Source organism: Streptosporangium sp. NPDC020145 (genome assembly GCF_040631275.1).
Taxonomy (GTDB): Bacteria; Actinomycetota; Actinomycetes; order Streptosporangiales; family Streptosporangiaceae; genus Streptosporangium.
The window spans coordinates 14734-37227 of the sequence record NZ_JBEXZT010000025.1 but is presented as its reverse complement, the minus strand read 5'-3'; the positions used below and the strand labels follow the sequence as shown (position 1 = coordinate 37227).

The window sequence follows — 22494 nt, the reverse complement described above, 5'->3', positions numbered from 1 at the left end:
TAATGGAAGCAGGAGGGCGTGGGCGTATCCACCCGGCATCGCGTGATGTGTCCTGATGTGTCAATCTGGTGGGGCGCTGTCGTGTTCTCACTTGTGGAGAGCCCATGAGTTCCTCCGTCGTCGAACCCGGCACCAAGCTGGCTGAGCGCTTCCGGCTTGAGGACCGTGTCCACGAGTCGGACGGCGCGACACTCTGGAAGGCCATCGACGAGGTGCTCGCCAGGCCCGTCGCGGTGTACACCTTCGATCCTGGCTTCCCCCGGCTGGAGCAGGTCATCTCCGCCGCCCGGGTCGCCAGCAGACTGACCGACCCCCGGCTGACCCAGGTCTTCGACGCGACCACCGAGGACGACGGCCGCTCCTACGTCGTCAGCGAGTGGGTCAGCGGCGAGACCCTCACCGACATGGTCGCCGCGGGCCCGCTGGAGCCCGAGCGGGCCGCCGCGCTGGTCGCCGAGGCGGCGGAGGCACTGGCGCACGCCCACGAGGCCGGTCTGGCCCATCTGTGCCTCACCCCCGAGCACCTGGTGTGGACGGCCGCGGGCAGCACGGTCAAGGTGCTCGGCCTCGGCACCGACGCCGCGCTGATGGACGTCACGAGCGAGGACGCGGCCCGTGCCGACACCGAGGGGCTCGGCCGCCTGCTGTACGCCGGACTGACCGGGCACTGGGCGGGCGAGGAGGACTTCGGGCTGCCGCCCGCGCCGCTGAACGACGGGCAGCTCTGCACGCCCCGGCAGGTCACGGCGGGGGTTCCCGGCTATCTCGACGCCATCGCCTGCCGGGCGTTACTGTCCGAGGTCAAGCGGGGGATGCCCCCCTTCGCCACGCCCGCCGAGCTGGCCGAGGCCCTCAGCGCCGTTCCCCGGCCCGTCCCGGTGCCCACGCCGATGCCGGTGGCGCCGCCGCCGGTCACGGCCTCGCGCTCCGACGGTGTGGACACCGCCTCGCCCCAGCGCCCCGCCCCGCAGATCCAGCACGTCCAGCACCGCCCGCCGCCCGCCCAGGGCGGCGGGATGCTCGGCAAGGTGGCCATGACCGCGATCGTGCTGCTGGTGATGGCGGCCGTCGGGGTCGGCGCCTGGACGATCGGCCGCAGCATCGGCAACGCGGGCACCCCGACGGCGGGGGTGACCGTCACCCCGACGCAGCCGGTTCCCGTCGAGACCCGGGAGGTCAAGCCGAAGTCGGTCACCGGCTTCGACCCGTTCGGCGCGGACGGCGAGGAGCGGCCCGAGCTCGCGCTCAACGCGGTGGACAGCAAGTCCTCGACCGACTGGCACTCGGAGTCCTACACCTCGGCCGACTTCGGCAACCTGAAGAAGGGGGTCGGCCTCCTGCTCGACCTGGGGCAGAGCGTGCCGGTCAAGCAGGTGACGGTCGACTTCGGCAACCTGAGCCCGAGCGGCACCGTCGAGCTGCGGATCGGTGACTCGGCCGACCTGGGCGGCCTGAAGACGGTCCACAAGTTCTCCGGACTGACCGGCAAGAAGACCTACAGCGCCGACTCCACGGAGAAGGGACGCTACGTCCTGATCTGGTTCACCAAGCTGCCCCCCTACCAGGGCATGTTCCGCGGAAGCGTCTTCGACGTGAAGGTGACCGCCGTCAAGTAGCGCCAGAGTGATTTGATCGCTTTTAGTCGAGTTCTTGCCGATCATGTGAGATTTCGTGGCACCATCTATCACGTAATGGTGTTATCCCCGGATCGGCAAGCAGGACTCTTCCCGTGAATTCCCCACCAGAGCCCCCGCCAGCGGCGGGACAGCAGATGGCGCGACCGGCCGTGTCCGACGCCGACCTGCTGACCCGTCACATCGCCGGGGATCCACACGCCTTCAGTGAACTCGTCAAGCGACACCGGGACCGCATGTGGGCGGTCGCCCTGCGCACGCTGGGTGACCCCGACGAGGCGGCCGACGCCGTACAGGACGCCTTCGTCTCGGCCTACCGGAAGGCCGAGAGCTTCCGTGGCGAGGCGGCCGTCACCACGTGGCTGCACCGCATCGTGGTCAACGCCTGCCTCGACCGGATGCGCAGGAAGTCCGTACGGCCCGTCGCGGACGACGAACTCGTCGAGGCCGCCGAGCGGGACACGCCGGTGCTCGACCAGACGGCCGAGCGTGAGGTCTCCATGGAGGTCTCCGCCGCGCTCAAGCTGCTGCCGTCCGACCAGCGGGCGGCGCTCGTACTCGTGGACATGATGGGGTACTCCGTGGAGGACGCGGCCCAGGTCCTTGAGGTGCCGAGCGGCACCGTGAAGAGCAGGTGCGCGCGAGGACGCGCGAAACTTGCCCCGATTCTTTCCCACCTGCGGAACCGATCCGACCTGACTCGCGTCTCATCCGCGAAGGGAGCAGAACTTCGTGACGGGTGATACGCACTACGACCTGGAGACTCTCGCCGAGTTGGCAGAGGGTCTCCTCGACGCCGCCACGGCCCTGCAGGTACGCGAACATCTCGCGATCTGCGACCCCTGTGGCGAAAGCCTCGCCGACCTCGCAGCGGTCCGTGAGGTGCTCGCGGCGACGCCCACTCCGGCGATGCCGATGGGAGTCGCGCTCCGGATCGACCGCGCGCTGGCCGCAGAGGCCCAGAGCTTCCGTGGAGGTGGAATAGGCCTGGTGGAGGCACCGGCCTGGGACGACATCATGCGCGACGCGCCGTGGGAGACGGCGGCGTCCCTGCCCGAGCCCGAGCCGGTCCTGCCGGAACCGGAGCCCGAGCCCGTGCCCGAGTTGGTGCCACGGCTGGGGGTCGTCGGCGACGACGGCACCGTCAGGCCCGTACGGCGGCGCGGGAACCCGCGGCGCCGGTGGGCGCTGTCGGCCGCGGCGGCGGGTGTGGCGGCGGCGATCGCGGGCACGGCCGTGATGACGAGTGGCGCGCTCACCGCGAGCCCCTCTTCAAGCAGCCAGCCCAGTCCGTACGCCATGCCTGTGGTGCCGAAGGGCGACGGGTACCAGCTGACCGACAGCAACTGGAACTACACCGAGGAGCAGCTGCGCGGGCCGCTGCTCGACTACATCGGCCCGGCGCAGATCGTGCTGGCCCAGGAGCAGTCGGAGGGCATCAAGCTCGACGAGTGTGTCAAGCAGGTCTCCGCGAAGGTCGGCAGGGCACCGTTCGCCGTCGACCAGGGCTTCTACAACGGCCAGGAGGCCAACGTCATGCTCTTCTGGAGCAACAAGGCCAGGAACACGGTGCGCGTCTACGTCACGGGCCCGCAGTGTGACAACGTGCGCAAGCCCGCCCTGGCACGCTGGAAGTAGGGCCTCGACCTCTCGAAGTCCTCTCGAACGATCATGGAGCCCGGTATGGATTCGTCCATGCCGGGCTCCGTCGTGACATACGGGAATCACCGGCGCCTAGGATCTGTTGACGCCACTGGCAACGACGGAGGAGAGGCGCAGCAGTGAGTGAAGTCCGGAATGTGATCATCATTGGGTCGGGTCCCGCCGGTTACACCGCGGCTGTTTACTCCGCCCGGGCCGATCTCAAGCCGTTGGTCTTCGAAGGTTCGGTCACCGCGGGCGGCGCGTTGATGAACACGACCGAGGTGGAGAACTTCCCGGGCTTCCCCGACGGCATCATGGGTCCCGACCTCATGGACAACCTGCGCAAGCAGGCCGAGCGGTTCGGTGCCGAGCTGGTCGCCGACGACGTGGTCGAGGTCGACCTGACCGTCACCCCGAAGGTCGTCAAGACCGCCACCGAGACCCACCTCGCCAAGGCCGTGATCCTGGCCACCGGCTCCGGCTACCGTGAGCTCGGCGTGCCCAACGAGAAGCGCCTCTCCGGACGCGGCGTCTCCTGGTGTGCCACCTGTGACGGCTTCTTCTTCCGCGGCCAGGACATCGTGGTCGTCGGCGGCGGCGACACCGCCATGGAGGAGGCCACCTTCCTCACCCGGTTCGCCAACTCGGTGACCATCGTGCACCGCCGTGACGAGCTGCGCGCCAGCAAGATCATGCAGGACCGGGCCTTCTCCAACGAGAAGATCCGCTTCGTCTGGGACAGCGAGGTCGTCGAGGTCCTCGGCGAGAACAAGGTCTCCGCCGTGCGCCTGCGCAACCTCAAGACCGGCGAGGAGAGCGAGCTGGCGGCCACCGGCCTGTTCATCGCCATCGGTCACGACCCGCGCACCGAGCTGGTCAAGGGCCAGGTCGAGCTGGACGACGAGGGCTACATCAAGGTCGACTCCCCCTACACCCGCACCAACCTGGACGGCGTCTTCGCAGCCGGCGACGTCGTCGACCACATCTACCGCCAGGCGATCACCGCCGCCGGCACGGGCACCTCCGCCGCGCTCGACGCCGAGCGGTGGCTCGCCGAGCACGAGAGCTGATCCAGATCACCACCACGAAGAGGGAGTACCGGAACCTTGGGCGCCATCAAGAACGTGACCGAAGCCAGCTTCGACGCTGAGGTCCTCAAGAGCGACAAGCCCGTCATCGTCGACTTCTGGGCGGAGTGGTGCGCCCCGTGCCGCCAGGTCGCCCCGATTCTGGAGGAGATCGCCAACGAGCACGCGGACAAGCTGACCATCGTCAAGATCGATGTGGACGCGAACCCGACGATCGCCGGACAGTACGGTGTACTCCAGATTCCGACCCTGAACGTCTACAAGGGTGGAGAGGTCGTGAAGCAGATCATCGGCGCGAAGCCCAAGTCGATGCTGCTTCGCGAGCTTGAGGGCATCATCTAGACCCTGTCGAAAGGGTCTGTGACTGACGCCCCCTGCGGCTGCGCTCCCCACAGCGGAGCCGTACCACCGCTTCCGAGCGGCACACCCACCCGGCGAAAGCCCCCCGCGACGCGACGCGGGGGGCTTTCGTGACTCTTGAGGTCGGTGAGGTCTCCCAGGAGGGCCCTGGAAGGGGCCCAAACCATCTCAGACGGGCCTGAGCGCCCTTTCCGGGGACATGGAGCCGAGCAGCCTCTCCAGGGCGACCTCGACGTCCTCACGCCACGAGACGGCGGACTTGAGTTCGAGGCGCAGCCGGGGGAAGCGCAGGTGCGGCCTGACCGTCTTGAAGCCGACCGAGAGCAGATAGTCCGCGGGCATCACGCACGCGCCGGGTTGCTCCCACTTCAGGTCGCCGAACGCCTCGATCGCCCGCACCCCGCGCCGGGTGAGGTCCTTGGCCACTCCCTGCACCAGCATCCGGCCCAGGCCACCTCCGGAGAACTCCGGGATGATGTGGGCCGTCATCAGCAGCACGGCGTCGGCGCTGACCGGTGAGGTGGGGAAGGCGATGGAGCGGGGCACGTGGTGCGGGGGCGCGTAGAGCACGAAGCCGGCCGCGACGCCGTCCACGTAGACGATCTTCCCGCAGCTTCCCCACTCCAGCAGGGTCGAGGAGATCCAGGCCTCCTTCTCCAGCCCCGGGTCACCCGCCTCGATCGCACGGTTGCCGTTCACCGGGTCAAGCTCCCAGAACACGCACCGGCGGCACCGGTACGGCAGGTCGTCAAGATTGTCGAGAGTGACGTTTGCCAGCCGACGCGACACCTGTTGGCCCCAATCCTGGCGAGACGAGCGCAAGCCGTGGCGGAAAACGCGCGAAAACGGCGTCTCCAGCTGGCATCGTAGCTCAGTGAGGCCCTTCGTTTCAGGGTCTCCCGTCCCCACACGCAGACGACAACCATCACTGTCGTACGCTGGTTTCTCTAACTTGAGCACTCGTTGCTCCCCGTAACCAAGGAGGTGGACCGTGCCCCAAGAGTCAGATCACGGTCAGACCATCGCGCCCCAGGGGTCGCGGATCGACGCCTACGTCGACCGGTACGCCGCACGAGCCACCGGGATGGTCGCCTCCGAGGTTCGAGCTCTTTTCGCCGTCGCGTCGAGGCCCGAGGTGGTCTCGCTCGCGGGGGGCATGCCGTACGTCACCGCTCTTCCGCTGGACGTCGTGGGCGAGCTCGTCGCCGACCTGGTGGCCCGCAGGGGCCCGGTCGCGCTCCAGTACGGCTCAGGCCAGGGAGACCCGCACCTGCGCGAGCAGATCTGCGAGGTCATGCGCCTTGAGGGGATCGAGGGCAACGCCAACGACGTCGTGGTGACCGTCGGCTCGCAGCAGGCCCTCGACCTGATCACCCGCGTCTTCATCGACCCGGGCGACGTCATCCTGGCCGAGGGGCCCTCCTACGTGGGCGCGCTGGGCACCTTCTCCGCCTACCAGGCCAAGGTCATCCACATCGCCATGGACGACGAGGGGATCATCCCTGAGTCGCTGGCCCAGACGATCTACGCGCTGAAGACCGCGGGCACCAGGATCAAGTTCCTGTACACCATCCCCAACTTCCACAACCCCGCCGGGGTCACGCTCAGCACCGCGCGCAGGCAGCAGATCCTGGACATCTGCCAGCGGGCCGACGTGCTGATCGTGGAGGACAACCCGTACGGCCTGCTCGGCTTCGAGGGCACGACCATGCGGGCGCTGCGGGCCGACTGCCCCGACGGGGTGGTCTACCTCGGTTCCTTCTCCAAGACCCTGGCACCCGGTTTCCGTGTCGGCTGGGCCCTGGCGCCGCACGCCATCCGCGACAAGCTGGTGCTGGCGATGGAGTCGGCCGTCCTGTCGCACTCGACCTTCACCCAGCTCGCCGTCGGGCAGTACCTCGCGACCCAGCCGTGGCGCCAGCAGATCAAGACCTTCAGGGAGCTGTACTGCGAGCGCCGTGACGCCATGCTCGGCGCCCTGGAGGCGCTGATGCCCGCGGGCTGCTCCTGGACACGCCCGGCGGGCGGCTTCTTCGTCTGGGCCACGCTTCCCGAGGGGCTGGACTCCAAGGTGCTGCTGCCCCGCGCGGTGGCGGAGCGGGTGGCGTTCGTCCCCGGCGCCGGCTTCTACGCCGACGGCGGCGGCACACGCCACATGCGCCTGTCCTACTGCTATCCCGAGCCGGAGCGCATCCGTGAGGGCGTGCGCCGCCTGGCCGGGGTGATCGAGCAGGAGATGCAGACGCGCGAGACGTTCGGGCCGGACGCGCCCATCGAACGCGGCGGAGTGGACACCCCGGGGCCTGACCTGGCCTGAGGTCCGAGCGGGCTTCCCTGGGCGGTGTGACGGGCGCTTCCGCTCGCCACACCGCCTTCTGCCGTGTGGAGCCTGTGGAGGCTCTCGGCGCGGTGCTCCGTGAAGGGGCTGGTTCGACGGCCGCTTCCGGACGCCCGCCACGCGCCATCCGAGAACCGGTGGGTGACGTCACTTCGGGTGCCGTGCCGTACGGTGACTTCCGGCGCCGTTGTGGCGATCGTCCCCGGCGTGATGAGAGCGACCCCAAAGGCTCGGCGTGGGCCGTGAAGAGAGGTTTTTTCGGATGAGTGATCTGGGCCACGTGCTCGTTCTCGCGGGTGGTCTGTCCTACGAGCGGGAGGTGTCCCTCCGGTCGGGCCGCCGGGTGAGTGAGGCGCTGCGCGCGGTGGGGATCCCGGTGGAGACACGTGACACCGACGCCTCCCTCGTGCCCGCCGTACTCGCCGATCCGCCGGACGCGGTCTTCGTCACCCTGCACGGTGGGGCGGGTGAGGACGGCGCGATCCGCTCGGTGCTCGAACTGCTCTCGGTGCCCTATGTGGGCGCCGATCCCGACGCGTGCCGGGTGGCCTTCGACAAGCCGACCGCCAAGGCCGTCGTCCGTTCCTTCGGCCTGCGCACCCCCGAGTCGGTGACGTTGCCCAAGGAGACCTTCCATGATCTGGGCGCCTCGGCGGTGCTCGACCGGATCGTCGAACGGCTCGGCCTGCCGTTGTTCGTCAAGCCGTCCCGGGGTGGTTCGGCGCTCGGCGCGTCGATGGTCCGCACCGCGCAGGAGCTTCCCTCGGCGATGGTCGGCTGCTTCGCCTACGGCGACACGGCGCTGATCGAGCGCTACATCGAAGGGGTCGAGGTCTCCGTCTCCGTGGTCGACCTCGGCGAGGGCCCGGTCGCCCTGCCTCCGGTGGAGATCGTGCCCGACGCGGGCCTGTACGACTACGCCTCCCGCTACACTGCCGGGCACACCGAGTTCTTCGCCCCGGCCCGGCTGTCCCCCGAGGTCTCGCAGGCCTGCGCCGAGATGGCCGTCACGGCCCACACCGCGCTGGGCCTGCGTGATGTCTCCCGCACCGACCTCATCGTCGACGAGGCGGGTCTGCCGTACTTCCTTGAGGTCAACGTCGCCCCCGGCATGACCGAGACCTCGCTGCTGCCCATGGCGATCGAGGCGGCGGGCGACGATCTCGGCACCCTCTGCCAGGCCCTGCTGGAACAGGCTGCCGCTCGGCACTCTGCTTGAACTGATTTGTCCGGCGCCGGGGGACCGGCGCCGGATTGTTCCACTTATGGTGGACGCCGTGCGTCTTCCCAAGAGTTTCGCCAGTGACAACCACGCCGGAGTGCACCCGGACGTGATCGCCGCCATCGTTGAGGCCAACGTCTCGGACACTCCCGCCTACGGCGGCGATCCCTGGACTCGGGCGATGGAGGAGGCCTTCCGCGCCGAGTTCGGTCCCCAGGTGAGCGCCTACGCCATGTTCAACGGCACCGGTGCCAACGTCGTGGGGCTGGGGCTCGTCCTGCGCTCCTACGACGCCGTCCTGTGCCCGAGCAGCGCCCACATCAACACCAACGAGTGCGGCGCCGCGGAGCGGGTACTCGGCGCCAAGCTCGTTCCGATCCCGACGGACGACGGCAAACTCACCGTCGAGGCCGTCCGCGACCAGCTCTCCATCCTGGGGAACGAGCACCACTCCCAGCCGAGGGTCATCTCCATCTCCCAGGTGACCGAGTGTGGCACCTGCTACACCCCCGACGAGATCGCCGAACTGGCCGACTTCGCCCACGCCCACGGACTCTTCCTCCACATGGACGGTGCCCGCCTGTCTAACGCCGCCGCGGAGCTCGGCTGCTCCCTGCGTGCGCTCACCGGTGACGTCGGAGTGGACCTGCTCAGCTTCGGCGGCACAAAGAACGGCGCCATGGGGGCGGAGGCGCTCGTCATCCTCAGGCCCGAGCTGGATGCTCCCGCGCTGTTCCTCCGCAAGCAGGGCATGCAGCTCGCCTCGAAGATGCGCTTCGTGTCGGCCCAGCTGACCGCACTCCTCACCGACGACCTCTGGCGCAGGAACGCCTCCCACGCCAACGCCATGGCCCATCGGCTGGCGGACGGCGTCGCCGGCCTTCCCGGTGTCGCGCTCCGCTATCCGGTCCAGTCGAACGCGGTCTTCCCCTCCCTGCCGGAGAAGGTGATCACCGAACTCCAGCAGCGCCATCTCTTCCACGTGTGGGAGGAGGCGGCCCACGTGGTGCGCTGGGTGACGGCCTTCGACACCTCGACCGAGGACGTGGACACCTTCGTGGCCGATGTACGGCAGACCGTACTGGAGGGCTGAGGGTTTCACGTGAAACACCCGGGCGCCTGTTTCACGTGAAACAGGCGCCCGGGTGTTTCAGTCTTCGGTCTGCTGCATGGTTCCCGGAGCCATCGTGGCGATGATGCGCTCAAGGTCGTCGATGGTCGCGAACTCCACGACGATGCGCCCCTTGCGACGGCCGAAGTCCACCTTCACCCGGGTCTCGAAGCGGTCGGAGAGCCGGTCGGCCAGATGTCGGAGCGTCGGCTCCTCCGACTGACGTGCCCTCGGCACCTTCCGGGTGGTGGGGGCGGGCGCCGCCTTGACGTCGCCGACCGCCACGATCTCCTCGACCTCGCGCACCGACAGCAGCTCCGCCACGATCCGGTCGGCGAGCCGTTCCTGTGCCACGGGGTCGTTCAGGGAGAGCAGCGCGCGGGCGTGCCCGGCGCTGACCGTCCCGGCGGAGACCCGGAGCTGGACCTTGGCGGGCAGGTTGAGCAGCCGCAGGGTGTTCGACACGTGGGAGCGGGACCGCCCGACACGGGTGGCCAGCTGCTCGTGGGTGGCGCCGAAGTCGTCGAGCAGCTGCCGGTAGGCCGCCGCCTCCTCAAGGGGGTTGAGCTGCTCGCGCTGGAGGTTCTCGATGAGAGCGTCCAGCAGGAGCTTGTCCTCCTCGGTGCTCCGTACGATCGCGGGGATCTTGGAGAGTTCGGCGATCTTCGAGGCACGCCAGCGGCGCTCCCCCATGATCAGTTCGTAGCGTCCCTCGCCGGCCGGGCGAACCACGACGGGCTGGAGCAGCCCCACCTCCCGGATGGAGATGGCCAGCTCGTCCAGCGCCTGGTCGTCGAAGATGTCCCGGGGCTGACGCGGGTTGGGCGTGATGTCCTCGACGGGGATCTCAAGGAAGTAGGCGCCCGCGACCGGCTTCGGCTGCTGGACCGTGGGCTCGTCCACGACCAGGGTCGAGGTGACGGCCGGTGGCGTCGTCTCCAGCACGGTGGGGCCCGTCGGGATGAGCGCGCCCAGCCCCTTGCCCAGTCCCCTGGGCGTCTTAGCTACCACGGTCCCTCCCCTGCTGTTTCTGCGGATCTCGGCGCGTTCACACGGCGGCGCCACGGTAGGCGATCTCACGGGCGGCGTCCATGTAGGCCATCGCGCCGCTGGAGCCCGGGTCGTAGGTCATGACCGACTGGCCGTAGCTCGGCGCCTCGGAGACACGGACACTCCTCGGGATCACGTTCTTCAGCACCGTGTCCCCGAAGTGGGAGCGGACCTCGTCGGCGACCTGGGAGGCGAGCCTGGTCCTGCCGTCGTACATCGTCAGCAGGATGGTGGAAAGGTCGAGCGTGGGATTCAGGTGGGCGCGGACCAGGTCAACGTTCCGCAGCAGCTGGCCGAGCCCCTCAAGCGCGTAGTACTCGCACTGGATGGGGATCAGCAGCTCGTTGGCGGCCATCAACGCGTTGACGGTCAGCAGGCCGAGCGAGGGCGGACAGTCGATGAGGATGTAGTCGAACTCGACCTGGGTGTAGGCCGCGAGCGCGCGCTGCAGCCGGGCCTCACGGGCGACCATGGAGACCAGCTCGATCTCGGCACCCGCCAGGTCGATCGTGGCGGGGGCGCAGTAGAGACCCGGCATCTCCGGGACCTCCTTCACGACCTCCGCCAGCGGCACGTCCTCGACCAGGACCTTGTACATGTCGGGGACGTCGCCACGGTGCTCGATGGACAGGGCGGTCGAGGCGTTGCCCTGCGGGTCGAGGTCGACGACGAGCACCCGCAGGCCGTGGATGGACAGCGCCGCCGCCAGGTTCACCGATGTCGTGGTCTTGCCGACGCCGCCCTTCTGGTTGGCGACGGTGAAGATGCGGGTCTTGGGCGGCCGGGGCCAGTCACCGTCCCGGGCGCCGATGGTGTCTCCGGGGGCGGCCGTAGATGTTTCACGTGAAACCACTGAGCTGAGTGCCTCTCGTACCAACGGCGATTCGCCGGGATTAAGGGGGGACTGGGTCACGGTCGTCGTCCTTTCAACCGGCCTGACTGCAGCGGTGGAACCCGATGCGGGCCAACCAAGACCGGAAAGGCGTTCACGAGGCGGGACGACAGGACCCGTGGGCCAGCCGAGACCACCTTCCGCGCTCACAATCGCACTTCCATGGTCATTCACTGGCCTCGCACTCGCTTCGCTCGGTCTGTTCTACTGGCCTCGCGCCCGCTTGGCCCGCGAGACACGCTCCTTACGGCGAGCGCCCTGCCGTACTCCTTCGGGGGCCCGACCGGCGACCACCCGGATGAGAGTTGCGGGCGGCTCGACCTTACCGTGCCCGACCGAAACAAGCTCGGCGGTTCGCACCCCGCTGGTCCTCAATTGTGCCTCGGCGTCCGCCAGCTCCTCCGCTGCCCGTTCGCCCTTGAGGGCGAGCAGCTCCCCGCCCTCGCGCAGCAGGGGGAGCGACCACTTCAGCAGCCGGTCGAGCGGCGCCACCGCCCGGGCGGAGGCCACGTCGAACACGCGCTTGCCGACGAACTCCTCGGCCCGGCCACGCAGCACCTCGACGTTGCCGAGTTTCAGCGTGTCCACGCACTCCTGGAGGAAGACCGTCCGGCGCAGGAGAGGCTCAAGGAGGGTGACATGGATGTCGGAACGCACGATCGCCAGCACCAGGCCGGGCAGCCCGGCACCGGAGCCGATGTCCACCAGGCGCACGTCCGCGGGCACCGCCTCGGCGACCACGGCGCAGTTGAGCAGGTGCCGGTCCCAGATGCGGGGCACCTCGCGAGGACCGAGCAGTCCGCGCACCACCCCGGGGCCGGCCAGCAGACCGGCGAACGTCTCCGCCATGGACCAGGCATCGCCGGTGAACACCTCGCGCGCGACCTCGGGCGGCTCGGGGATCTGGTCACTCACTCGGGGCTCACTCTTCCTCGGGACGGGCTTTCTGCAGGGTGTTCTAAGGCTAACGGCCCGCTTCGCGGAGCCGTACAAGGACGGGCCGGGAACGGATCACAAGAAAGGGCCGCCGCCCCTGGTGACCGGGGACGGCGGCCCTTTTCTCCGTCGTGTCGTTACGCGGGCAGGACCACCACGAAGCGCCGGGGCTCCTCGCCCTCGGACTCGCTGCGCAGGCCCGCCGCCGCCACCGCGTCGTGCACGATCTTGCGCTCGAACGGGGTCATCGGCTGCAGGGGCTTGGGCTCGCCGTTGCGCTTGACGTCCGCGGCGATCTTGGTGCCCAGCTCGGTCAGCTCGGTACGGCGGCGCTCACGGTAGCCGGCGATGTCCAGCATGAGCCGAGAGCGCTCGCCCGTCTGACGGTGGACCGCGAGACGGGTCAGCTCCTGGATCGCCTCAAGCACCTCGCCGTGCGGGCCGACGAGATCGCCACCCTTGACATCCACGACAGACACCACGGCACGATCACCCTCGACGTCCATGTCGATGTCACCGTCGATGTCGGCGATGTCGAGCAGACCCTCGACGTAGTCCGCCGCGATCTCGCCCTCCTGCTCCAGCGCAGCGAGATCCGGAGCCGCTTTCACGGTCTCCTTCTCGGCTTCGGCCTCGGTCACGTCCGGCCACTCCTTTGTGCTGTCGGGATGATCGTCAGGACTTCTTGCTGCCCGTCCGCTTGCTGCGGGGCTGGCGGGTGGGCTGTTGGCGGACCATCTTGGGTGCGGGCGCGGGCGGCGCCTCGGGCTCGGGGGCCTTCTTGGCCTTACCCAGCAGGCCCGGCTTGGGCTCGGGCGTCACCATGTTGCCCTTGGCGTCGGCCACCGGAGCGGGGTTGCGGCTGTAGAACCAGTGCTGCTGGCCCAGGGTCCACAGGTTGGTGGTGACCCAGTAGAGGATCAGACCGAGGGGGAAGTTCAGCGAGAAGATGGCGAACAGCGGCGAGATGTACATCAGGATCTTCTGCTGCTGCGCCATCGGGTTGTCCGGCATCTGGGCCATCGAGCGGGTCACGCTCTGCCGGACGGTCAGGAAGGTGGTCAGCGAGCTGACCGCCACGAAGATCGCGAGGACGATCTTCGTCTGGATCGGGTTGGCGCCGAACGCCTGAAGCTGGGCGTCGCTGCTCCAGAAGGTCGCCGGCAGCGGCGCGCCGAAGATGTGCGCGGCCCTGGCGCTGTCGACCAGCTGCTGGGTCATGCCGAACTTCAGCTCGCCGTGAGCCATCGCGTTCAGCACGGTGAACATCGAGATGAAGATGGGGAACTGGGCCACGACCGGCAGACAGCCGCCGAGCGGGTTGGCCCCCTGCCCCTGGTACAGCGCCATGACCTCCTGGTTCATGCGCTGCTTGTCGTTCTTGTAGCGCTTACGGATCTCCTGAACCTTGGGCGCGAGTTCCTGCATCTTCTTCGAGGAGCGCATCTGCTTCAGGAAGAGAGGGAAGATCAGCAGCCTCATCAGCACCGTCAGGGTGATGATGGTCAGCGCCCAGGTCAGCCCGCTGTTCGGGTCGAGGAAGCTGCTATACGCCTGGTGTATCCAGGTGATTACTTGGGCGACGGCCGTGTACAGCCAGTTCAGCCAGGACAGCTCCACCGAGCTAGCTCCCTTGCGTTTCGTCGGACTGGCCCCGGCGTGGGGGCACCGGGTCAAAGCCTCCGGGATGGAATGGGTGGCAACGCCCGATTCTCCGGATCGTCAACCATGTGCCGCGCAGGGCCCCGTGGACGGCCACCGCCTCAAGCCCGTAGGCACTGCACGAGGGGTGGAATCGGCAGCGTGGACCCAGCAGAGGGCTCACATAGCTCCGGTAGAACCGGATGGGAGCCATCAGGGTCCTGGCGGCCGGGGAAACCCCGGCGGTGTGCTGCGCCGTCATCATCGCCCATCCCTGTGAGCCGCGGAGGGCTCACGCCGCCTGAGTAAACGATCCAGCGCGACGTCGAGTTCGGCGGCTAGGCGCTCGCTTCGCGCGGACGCGGCCGGTGGATTGGCGCGTACAACCAGCAGGCTACCTCGCGGAAGACGGTCGAGACGGTCTCGCATGAGGTGTCTCAGCTGACGTTTGACCCGATTCCTCGTGACCGCCCCACCAACCGCACGGCTCACGACGAATCCCACCAAGGGGGGTTCATCCGTTTCTGCGCGCATGCCGAAATGCGCGACCAGTGTGGGGCGGCCTGCACGGCTTCCCTTCCTGACCGCGCCGGCGAACTCCTCGCCCCGGCGCATGCGGGACACGGACGGCAACACGAGAGGACCTTGGTTTGACCCTGGGCAGGTACGGCTATCGCCCGCCGGCGTCACGGCCGACGGGCGACGGTTCGCTTACTGCCCCGGCCCGGCGAACCGGGCACGGCGGACGCGTCAGGCGGAGAGCGCTGCGCGGCCCTTGCGACGACGGGCGGCCAGGATGGCGCGACCGGCGCGGGTGCGCATGCGCAGCCGGAAACCGTGGGTCTTCGCGCGACGGCGGTTGTTCGGCTGGAAAGTACGCTTGCTCACGAGTGGGCTCCAGGCTCAGGACGCGCCCCCAGCACATGGGGACGCTCGACAGTGGCTGGCCTGCCGGAAGCGGGGCATGCGAAAGCCTCCGCGTGACAAGCCGACCGTCGTACGTTACGGGTAAGGCGAGGCCCAGGTCAAACCGGCGAACACCTGACGATAGGTTATCCACGAATCCACAGCCCCGTTTTCCACCGACGCCTCGCCGTCCACAGGATGTGCACTCAGCCTCCCCCACAGTGCCACTAGGCTGTGGACAACGTCTTGAACACAGGCTGTGGACAGGGCTACTGTCGGCCCCTCCAACCCCTTGTCACCATTGCCCGGGCGTGTCTGGCGGCGGCCGTGGGGCTGTGCACAGCATGTGGATGCGGTGTGGATTCGATGTGGATTCCGAGCGGCGACCCCGGACGGGCAGCAGGGGCTCCGACATGTGGAAAACAGGGGAATCCGATGTGCCCGGCGGCCATCGGTGTGGATAACAGATCGCGGTGAGCAGGTGCGGTGACCGCGTCGACAGGAGGATGGCCGGGCATGGACAACTTGGACCTCAGCGAGGTGTGGGAACGGGCGTTGGAGAACTCCCTCAACGCGAGCGTCCCCTCCCAGCAACGGGTCTGGCTCGGCATGACCCGCCCGTTCGGCCTCATGAACGACACCGTGGTCCTCGCCGCCCCGACGGACTTCGCCAGGGACGTCCTGGAGAACAAGCTCCGCCCCCTGATCAGCCACGCGCTCTCCCAGGAGTTCGGCCGCCCCATGCGGGTCGCGGTCATGGTCGACCCCAGCGCGGCCGGTTCCGACCCCGGGGTCTCCAGAGGAGACGGTTATCCCCAGCCGCCCGCGCACGGTTATCCCCAGCCTGGGGGTCCCCAGCAGGGTTATGCACAGCCCGTGACACCCCAGCTCCACAACGCTTCCGGCCTGCAGAACCCCTTCCAGGGGCAGGGACCTGCGCCGACGCCGTCCACCGAATATCCACAGCACGGCCCACAGGGTCACTACGGTTATCAACAGGGTGAGGACGGAGCGCAGCAGCCGTTCCTCCCGGGGGAGCCCTCGGCGCCGGCCCCGCAGGAACAGGGGGGCGGGTACGGCCGCGGCGGCTACACCCCGCAGCCCACGCCCCCGCACCAGGAGTCCGACGGGTTCGAACGGCACGGGCAGAACAACTTCGACCGCCCCTCGCCCCCGCAGGCCGCGGGCCCCGTGCAGAACAGATGGGACGGCCGGGGAGGCCGTACCCAGCAGCAGGGGGAACCCGCCAGGCTCAACCCGAAGTACACCTTCGAGACCTTCGTCATCGGATCGAGCAACCGCTTCGCCCACGCCGCGGCGGTCGCCGTCGCCGAGGCCCCGGCCAAGGCCTACAACCCGTTGTTCATCTACGGCGACTCAGGACTGGGCAAGACGCACCTGCTGCACGCGATCGGCCACTACGCGCAGAGCCTCTACGACGGCGCCCGGGTGAGATACGTCAGCTCGGAGGAGTTCACCAACGACTTCATCAACTCCATCCGCGACCACAAGGCCGACAACTTCCGCGGACGCTACCGGGCTGTGGACATCCTGCTGGTGGACGACATCCAGTTCCTCGAGGGCAAGGAACAGACGCAGGAGGAGTTCTTCCACACCTTCAACACCCTGCACAACGCCAACAAGCAGATCGTCATCTCCAGCGACCGCGCCCCCAAGCAGCTGGTCACCCTGGAGGACCGGCTGCGCAACCGGTTCGAGTGGGGACTGATCACCGACGTGCAACCGCCCGAGCTTGAGACCCGCATCGCGATCCTGCGCAAGAAGGCCATCCAGGAGGGCCTGGCCGCGCCGCCCGAGGTCCTGGAGTACATCGCGAGCCGGATCTCCACCAACATCCGCGAGTTGGAGGGCGCGCTGATCAGGGTCACCGCGTTCGCCAGCCTCAACCGGCAGTCGGTCGACCTGCAGCTCACCGAGGTCGTGCTCAAGGACCTGATCACCGAGGACGCGGGCTCCGAGATAACGATCGCCACGATCATGGCCTCGACCGCGGCCTACTTCGGCCTGTCGATCGACGACCTGTGCGGCGGGTCGCGCTCGCGGGTCCTGGTCACCGCCCGGCAGATCGCCATGTATCTGTGCAGGGAGCTGACCGACATGTCGCTGCCCAAGATCGGCCAGCAGTTCGGTGGACGCGACCACACCACGGTCATGCACGCCGACCGGAAGATCCGTTCCCTCATGGCCGAGCGCCGCTCGATCTACAACCAGGTCAACGAGCTGACCACCAGGATCAAGCAGCAGTCGCGCAATGGATGAGTTTTCCCCGGACGCGATACACAGGCTGTGGAAAACCTTGTGGATCAAATGTACGACTCCGCCTCAACCAATGGAGGAGGAGTTTCCACCGTGAACATGCCGGTTTCGATGGTTTCAACACGTTTGAGCAAGCTGGGGACAACTCTGGGGAGAACCTGGGGACAACTTGGGGAGAACTCGTGGACAACCTGGGGACGCCCTGTGAAGAGCGTTTTCCACAAGGACAAAACGACCTCTTACCCAGTGGATAACCTGGGGAAACCTCGTGGATAACCGGTGGATGAAGACCCCTCGATCTGGGGACGGCCTGTGGGTACAGCGAGGTTCTCCCCAGGCCGCCGAGTTCTCCACACCCTCCACCCACACCCCCGGTGGATGAAAAAACCTAGTCTGATCTGCGGAAACACAGGATTTCCACAGTATCCACCGCCCCTAATGCGATGACCCCTTGTATCTCTAACTAGAGAACTCAAGACCCACAGAAGGGTTCCGGGGGAGCGCAGGTGCGGGACAGTGAACACTTGAACCCAAGGCACCGAGCGGACAGCGCTCACACACAGGAGGCAGATCCCCGTGATGTTCCGTATCGAGCGAGACGTGCTCGCCGAGGCCGTCGCCTGGACGGCACGCAGCCTGCCGGCGCGTCCTTCCGTGCCGGTGCTCGCCGGCATGCGCCTGGAGGTGACGGACGGCGGGCAGCTGAAGCTCTCCGGCTTCGACTACGAGGTGTCCGCCGAGGTGACCCTCGAACCCCAGACCGGTGAGGCCGGCGTCGTGCTGGTCTCCGGCAAGCTGCTCGCCGAGATCACCAGGGCGCTGCCCGCACAGCCTGTGGACTTCGTCGTCGAGGGCGCCAAGGCGGTCGTCACCTGTGGCAGTGCCCGGTTCACCCTGCTGACCATGCCTGTGGAGGACTACCCCTCCCTGCCGACCATGCCGCCGGCCGCGGGCCGGGTCGGCAGCGACGTGTTCGCCTCCGCCGTCGGCCAGGTCGCCGTCGCCGCGGGCAAGGACGACACGCTGCCGATGCTGACCGGCGTGCGCATGGAGATCGAGGGCGACACCGTCACCCTCGCCGCGACCGACCGCTACCGCCTGGCCGTGCGTGAGCTGAAGTGGCAGCCGGGCCAGCCCGACTTCTCCGCCGTCGCCATGATCCCCGGCAAGACCCTCGCCGACGCGGCCAAGGCCCTGGGCAGCACCGGCGCCGAGGTCGAGATCGCGATGAGCTCCGTCGGCGGGACCGGCGAGGGCATGATCGGCTTCTCCAGCGCGGGCCGCCGTACGACCACCCGCCTGCTCGACCCCGAGTTCCCCAAGTACCGCTCGCTGCTGCCGACCGAGTTCTCCGCGAGGGCCGACCTGGCGACCGGCGCCTTCGTCGAGGCCGTCAAGCGCGTGGCCCTGGTCGCCGAACGCAACACGCCGGTGCGCCTGGCCTTCCGCAACGGCGAGGTCGTCCTTGAGGCGGGCAGCGGCGACGAGGCCCAGGCGGTCGAGGTGCTGCCGGTCGACTTCGAGGGCGACGACATCAACATCGCCTTCAACCACCAGTTCCTGCTTGAGGGGCTGGGCGCGATCGACTCCGACGTGGCCAGGCTGCAGATGACCACCTCGACCAAGCCCGCCATCCTCACCGGCGGCAAGCCTGTGGACGACGGGGGCGTGCCCGACTACCGCTACCTGATCATGCCCATCCGCCTGTCGAGCTGATCCACAGCCTGTGAGCCGGATCACGCTGAAGGCGTGTCTCAACGGCGACAGACGGCCCGACGAGCACCCCGCGGTCCCTGTGACCCCTCTGGAGCTCGCTGAGGCGGCCCGTGAGGCGCGTGGGGCGGGTGCGACGGCTGTGCACATGCACCCGCGCGACGAGGCGGGCAGGGAGTCTCTCAGCGCCGTCCACATCGGCGCGGCCGTGCGGGCCGTACGGCTGGCCTGCCCCGGGCTGCCCGTCGGGGTGAGCACGGGCCTGTGGATGACCGGGGGCGACGAGGGCGCCAGGCGCGAGGCCGTACGGGGGTGGGCGGCGCTCTCTCCACAGGACCGGCCAGACTTCGCCTCGGTGAACCTCTCGGAACCCGGCTTCCCCGGCCTGTGGCATGATCTTCGGCGGCTCGGCGTGGACGTCGAGGCCGGGGTCTGGTCCGTCGACGACGCCGAGGCGCTCGCCGCGACCGGTCTCGGGTGCGCACGGGTGCTCGTCGAGATCATCGGCGGCGCCGAGGAGACCGCGGTCTCCCGGGCGCGGGCCGTGCTCGGGCGTCTCGACGAGCTGGCCGTACCCGGCCCCAGGCTGCTCCACGGCGAGGAGGGACCGGCGTGGATACTCGTGGACGAAGCGGGGCAGCTGGGTCTGGCCACGCGTATCGGCCTTGAGGACGTCCTCCACAGCCCCGACGGCGGCCCTGTGGAAGGAAACGCCCACCTGGTGCGGCTCGCGCTGGCGCGACTCGGCGACAGGTGGATGATGGAACCCTGAAGGGGGTGCTCGTATGCAGATCGGCATGGTCGGGCTGGGCAAGATGGGCGGCAACATGGCCGAGCGGCTGCGCCGCGGGGGTCACGACGTCGTCGGTTACGACCGTGACCCGGCGGTCAGTGACGTCTCCAGCCTGAAGGAGCTGGTCGAACGGCTCCAGGCGCCGCGCGCGGTGTGGGTCATGGTGCCCGCGGGCGCGCCGACCCAGGCCACCGTCGAGGAGCTTGGCGGTCTGCTGTCCGACGGCGACATCGTGATCGACGGCGGGAACTCGCACTACCTCGACGACCAGAAGCACGCCGCACAGCTCGGCGAGCGGGGCGTCGGCTTCGTCGACTGCGGGGTGAGCGGCGGCGTCTGGGGCCTGCAGAACGGCTACGCCCTCATGGTCGGCGGCGCCGACAACGACGTTCAGCGCCTGATGCCGGTCTTCGAGACCCTCAAGCCGGAGTACGGCGGCTTCGTGCACGCGGGAGCCGTCGGCGCCGGGCACTTCGCGAAGATGGTCCACAACGGCATCGAGTACGGCATGATGCAGGCCTTCGCCGAGGGCTGGGAGCTGCTTGAGGCCTCCGACGTCGTGACCGACGTGGCCGGGGCCTTCTCCAGCTGGCGGCACGGCACCGTCATCCGCTCCTGGCTGCTCGACCTGCTGGTGCGCGCGCTCGACGACGACCCTGAGCTGGCCGACCTGAGGGGCTACGCCGAGGACTCGGGCGAGGGCAGGTGGACGGTCCAGGCGGCCGTCGACCACGCCGTCCCGCTGCCGGTCATCACCGCCGCGCTGTACGCCAGGTTCGCCTCCCGCCAGGACGACTCCCCGGCCATGAAGGTCGTCGCGGCGCTGCGCAACCAGTTCGGCGGGCACGCGGTCACCTCGAAGGAGGGCCAGACCGGCAAGGGCGCCGACGCCCCCGGCGCCGACGTCGTCCCCCCTGCCGAGACGGACCGTTGACCGGCGAGGCTCCGGTGAAGGACGGGGGCGGCTAGTCTTCCTGAGGTGCACGTCGCCCATCTCGCGCTGACCGACTTCCGGTCCTACGACGCCGTCGACCTCGGCCTTGAGCCGGGCGTCACGGCGTTCGTCGGCCCGAACGGCCAGGGCAAGACCAACCTGGTCGAGGCGCTGGGCTACGTGGCGAGCCACTCCAGCCACCGGGTGGCGACCGACGGCCCCCTGGTACGGCAGGGCGCGGCGCGGGCGATCGTGCGCTCGGTCGTCGTGCGTGACGACCGGCGGGCGCTGATCGAGCTGGAGATCAATCCGGGCCGGGCCAACCGGGCCAGGCTGAACCGCTCGCCCGTCTCCCGCCCGCGCGACGTGGTCGGCATGTTGCGCACCGTCCTGTTCGCCCCCGAGGACCTCGCCATGGTCAAGGGCGACCCCGGTGAGCGCCGCCGCTATCTCGACGACCTGCTGGTGGCCAGGGCCCCCCGGTTCGCCGGGGTCAGGGCCGACTACGACCGGGTGCTCAAGCAGCGCGGCGCCCTGCTGCGGGTGGCCGCGCAGTCACGGCGCGGCAGGAGCGGAAGGCGGGCGGAGAGCGACGCCGCCTTCGCCGCGGCCGGGGCGGGAGACCCGCTGAGCACGCTGGAGGTCTGGGACACTCACCTGGCGAAGTTCGGCGCCGAGCTGCTCGCCGCCCGCCTCGGGCTGATCGAGGAGCTGCGCCCGCTCGTCGCCTCCGCCTACGCCTCGCTCGCCCCCACCTCGGCCCCGGCCGTCCTCGACTACCGCGGCACCCTGCCCGAGGACGGACCGGAGGAAACGGCCGGGGAGGACCTTGAGGGGCGCATCCGCGCCGCCCTGCTCGACGTGCGCGCCACCGAGCTCGAACGCGGTGTCACCCTCGTCGGCCCGCACCGCGACGACCTGTTCCTCGGCCTCGGCGAGCTGCCCGCGCGCGGCTACGCCAGCCACGGCGAGTCGTGGTCGTTCGCGCTCGCGCTCAGACTGGCCGCCTACGACCTGCTCAGGAGCGACGGCGGCGACCCGGTGCTGATCCTCGACGACGTCTTCGCCGAGCTGGACAGCCAGCGCCGCCGCCGCCTGGCCGAGATCGTGGCGCCCGCCGAGCAGGTGCTGATCACCGCCGCGGTCGCCGCCGACGTGCCCGCCGAGCTGATCGGCGCCCGCTTCGACGTGACCGAGGGAAGCGTGGCCCGTGTCCGCTGAGGAGCCGGCCGCAGGACGCGCCCAGGGCCCCGCGGAGGGGTCCGCGGGGGGTTCCACGGCGGGGACCGGGAAGGGACCCGCGCGGCAGGCCGGGCAGGAGGCGGCCAAGGCGACCGCCGCCAAGGGCGCCGCGATGGCCAGGGAGAAGCTCGCCCAGGCCAAGGCCGACGCCGCCAAGCGCGGCCAGCTCCCCCGCCGCGAACCCCGGCGCAAGCCGTACGGCCAGCGCAGGGACGGCGGCGACCCGAGGCTTTTCGGCAGCGCCATCGCCGACCTGCTCGCGGACCGGGGCTGGGAGCGGCCGGTCGCGGTCGGCGGGGTGTTCGGCCGCTGGCACGAGATCGTCGGCGTCGACCTGGCCGCGCACACCAGACCGGAGACCTTCGCCGAGGGAGAGGTCGTGGTGGTCGCGGACTCCACGGCCTGGGCGACCCAGGTCAGGCTGCTCGCGGCCACGCTCGTCAGGCGGCTGAACGAGGAGCTCGGCGACGGGACCGTACGGCGCGTGCGGGTGCGCGGGCCGCAGAACGGGCCGCGGCCGAGCGGTGGCCTGCGTGTCACGGGGAGCCGTGGTTCAGGCGACACCTATGGGTGATGATCAACAACTCGGAAAACGGATCAGCGGCCTTTCTGGCGCGGCTACACCCCTCCCTGTAGGGGGATGCGTAAGCAGAGGGTCGACGCGCGACAGAGGCCTCCAGAGCCCGTCAATGCCGCACGACACGTCCGGAGAC

General features: G+C 69.1%; 23 protein-coding genes. 14 read left to right on the top strand and 9 right to left on the bottom strand.

The genetic code is table 11. The features are described from left to right. The first annotated feature begins 104 nt into the window (after positions 1 to 104). From ABZ463_RS32620 to trxA, 5 genes are all read left to right on the top strand, one after another. Positions 105 to 1616, top strand: coding sequence for a protein kinase family protein (locus ABZ463_RS32620; protein WP_352013640.1), 1512 nt, complete (start codon positions 105 to 107; stop codon positions 1614 to 1616). A 155-nt stretch (positions 1617 to 1771) separates the two neighbouring features. After that, positions 1772 to 2377: an RNA polymerase sigma factor SigM gene (gene sigM / locus ABZ463_RS32615; RefSeq protein ID WP_184716997.1), complete on the top strand. Its 606-nt coding sequence runs from the start codon at positions 1772 to 1774 to the stop codon at positions 2375 to 2377. Continuing rightward, positions 2367 to 3272, top strand: coding sequence for a hypothetical protein (locus tag ABZ463_RS32610; protein WP_362781964.1), 906 nt, complete (start codon positions 2367 to 2369; stop codon positions 3270 to 3272). Before sigM ends, ABZ463_RS32610 begins: the two co-directional genes overlap by 11 nt. A gap of 143 nt (positions 3273 to 3415) precedes the next feature. After that, complete coding sequence (gene trxB / locus ABZ463_RS32605) at positions 3416 to 4348, top strand: thioredoxin-disulfide reductase (protein WP_352013638.1); 933 nt, start codon at positions 3416 to 3418, stop codon at positions 4346 to 4348. A gap of 36 nt (positions 4349 to 4384) precedes the next feature. Further along, positions 4385 to 4708, top strand: a complete 324-nt coding sequence (trxA, locus tag ABZ463_RS32600; RefSeq protein WP_352013637.1) for a thioredoxin — start codon at positions 4385 to 4387, stop codon at positions 4706 to 4708. Between the two features lie 186 nt (positions 4709 to 4894). On the opposite strand, the gene ABZ463_RS32595 is transcribed toward trxA, so the two are convergent. After that, positions 4895 to 5515 (bottom strand): GNAT family N-acetyltransferase, encoded by a 621-nt coding sequence (locus tag ABZ463_RS32595; RefSeq protein ID WP_184716989.1) that lies wholly within the window; start codon positions 5513 to 5515, stop codon positions 4895 to 4897. Positions 5516 to 5810: 295 nt separating this feature from the next. Here ABZ463_RS32595 and ABZ463_RS32590 point away from each other — a divergent pair, with 295 nt between their 5' ends. The 3 genes from ABZ463_RS32590 to ABZ463_RS32580 all read left to right on the top strand — a co-directional run bounded on the left by ABZ463_RS32590 (position 5811) and on the right by ABZ463_RS32580 (position 9379). After that, positions 5811 to 7043: a PLP-dependent aminotransferase family protein gene (locus ABZ463_RS32590; protein WP_362782134.1), complete on the top strand. Its 1233-nt coding sequence runs from the start codon at positions 5811 to 5813 to the stop codon at positions 7041 to 7043. Between the two features lie 283 nt (positions 7044 to 7326). Next, positions 7327 to 8283 (top strand): D-alanine--D-alanine ligase, encoded by a 957-nt coding sequence (locus tag ABZ463_RS32585; protein WP_352013636.1) that lies wholly within the window; start codon positions 7327 to 7329, stop codon positions 8281 to 8283. Positions 8284 to 8341: 58 nt separating this feature from the next. Then, positions 8342 to 9379 (top strand): aminotransferase class I/II-fold pyridoxal phosphate-dependent enzyme, encoded by a 1038-nt coding sequence (locus ABZ463_RS32580; protein ID WP_352013635.1) that lies wholly within the window; start codon positions 8342 to 8344, stop codon positions 9377 to 9379. A 57-nt stretch (positions 9380 to 9436) separates the two neighbouring features. On the opposite strand, the gene ABZ463_RS32575 is transcribed toward ABZ463_RS32580, so the two are convergent. The 8 genes from ABZ463_RS32575 to rpmH all read right to left on the bottom strand — a co-directional run bounded on the left by ABZ463_RS32575 (position 9437) and on the right by rpmH (position 14804). Continuing rightward, a complete protein-coding gene (locus ABZ463_RS32575) occupies positions 9437 to 10408 on the bottom strand; it encodes a ParB/RepB/Spo0J family partition protein (protein WP_362781958.1) in 972 nt (323 codons plus the stop codon). Positions 10409 to 10445: 37 nt separating this feature from the next. Beyond that, the gene (locus tag ABZ463_RS32570) at positions 10446 to 11300 is read right to left on the bottom strand and encodes a ParA family protein (protein ID WP_352013633.1); all 855 of its coding nucleotides are present in this window, start codon (positions 11298 to 11300) and stop codon (positions 10446 to 10448) included. Between the two features lie 243 nt (positions 11301 to 11543). Beyond that, positions 11544 to 12254 (bottom strand): 16S rRNA (guanine(527)-N(7))-methyltransferase RsmG, encoded by a 711-nt coding sequence (gene rsmG / locus ABZ463_RS32565; RefSeq protein WP_362781954.1) that lies wholly within the window; start codon positions 12252 to 12254, stop codon positions 11544 to 11546. A 158-nt stretch (positions 12255 to 12412) separates the two neighbouring features. Beyond that, on the bottom strand, positions 12413 to 12916 hold the full coding sequence (locus tag ABZ463_RS32560) for a R3H domain-containing nucleic acid-binding protein (protein ID WP_352013631.1): 504 nt from the start codon (positions 12914 to 12916) through the stop codon (positions 12413 to 12415). A gap of 34 nt (positions 12917 to 12950) precedes the next feature. Then, positions 12951 to 13895 (bottom strand): membrane protein insertase YidC, encoded by a 945-nt coding sequence (yidC, locus tag ABZ463_RS32555; RefSeq protein ID WP_352013630.1) that lies wholly within the window; start codon positions 13893 to 13895, stop codon positions 12951 to 12953. Between the two features lie 4 nt (positions 13896 to 13899). Continuing rightward, positions 13900 to 14178: a membrane protein insertion efficiency factor YidD gene (gene yidD, locus ABZ463_RS32550; RefSeq protein WP_352013725.1), complete on the bottom strand. Its 279-nt coding sequence runs from the start codon at positions 14176 to 14178 to the stop codon at positions 13900 to 13902. Continuing rightward, a complete protein-coding gene (gene rnpA / locus ABZ463_RS32545; RefSeq protein ID WP_352013724.1) occupies positions 14178 to 14540 on the bottom strand; it encodes a ribonuclease P protein component in 363 nt (120 codons plus the stop codon). The genes yidD and rnpA overlap by 1 nt, the downstream gene beginning before the upstream one ends. A gap of 126 nt (positions 14541 to 14666) precedes the next feature. Next, positions 14667 to 14804, bottom strand: a complete 138-nt coding sequence (rpmH, locus tag ABZ463_RS32540) for a 50S ribosomal protein L34 (RefSeq protein ID WP_171200567.1) — start codon at positions 14802 to 14804, stop codon at positions 14667 to 14669. A gap of 534 nt (positions 14805 to 15338) precedes the next feature. Here rpmH and dnaA point away from each other — a divergent pair. From dnaA to ABZ463_RS32510, 6 genes are all read left to right on the top strand, one after another. Further along, a complete protein-coding gene (gene dnaA, locus ABZ463_RS32535; RefSeq protein WP_362781950.1) occupies positions 15339 to 17102 on the top strand; it encodes a chromosomal replication initiator protein DnaA in 1764 nt (587 codons plus the stop codon). A gap of 573 nt (positions 17103 to 17675) precedes the next feature. Next, on the top strand, positions 17676 to 18815 hold the full coding sequence (dnaN, locus tag ABZ463_RS32530) for a DNA polymerase III subunit beta (protein WP_362781948.1): 1140 nt from the start codon (positions 17676 to 17678) through the stop codon (positions 18813 to 18815). Positions 18816 to 18825: 10 nt separating this feature from the next. After that, entirely contained in the window at positions 18826 to 19584 is a 759-nt protein-coding gene (locus tag ABZ463_RS32525) for a 3-keto-5-aminohexanoate cleavage protein (RefSeq protein WP_362781945.1), read from the top strand. Between the two features lie 13 nt (positions 19585 to 19597). Continuing rightward, complete coding sequence (gnd, locus tag ABZ463_RS32520; RefSeq protein ID WP_362781941.1) at positions 19598 to 20539, top strand: phosphogluconate dehydrogenase (NAD(+)-dependent, decarboxylating); 942 nt, start codon at positions 19598 to 19600, stop codon at positions 20537 to 20539. Positions 20540 to 20584: 45 nt separating this feature from the next. Next, the gene (gene recF, locus ABZ463_RS32515) at positions 20585 to 21760 is read left to right on the top strand and encodes a DNA replication/repair protein RecF (protein WP_352013625.1); all 1176 of its coding nucleotides are present in this window, start codon (positions 20585 to 20587) and stop codon (positions 21758 to 21760) included. After that, positions 21750 to 22355 carry a DciA family protein gene (locus ABZ463_RS32510; RefSeq protein WP_362781937.1) on the top strand — a complete coding sequence of 202 codons (606 nt, stop codon included), beginning with the start codon at positions 21750 to 21752 and terminating at the stop codon, positions 22353 to 22355. The genes recF and ABZ463_RS32510 overlap by 11 nt, the downstream gene beginning before the upstream one ends. Positions 22356 to 22494 lie beyond the last annotated feature (139 nt).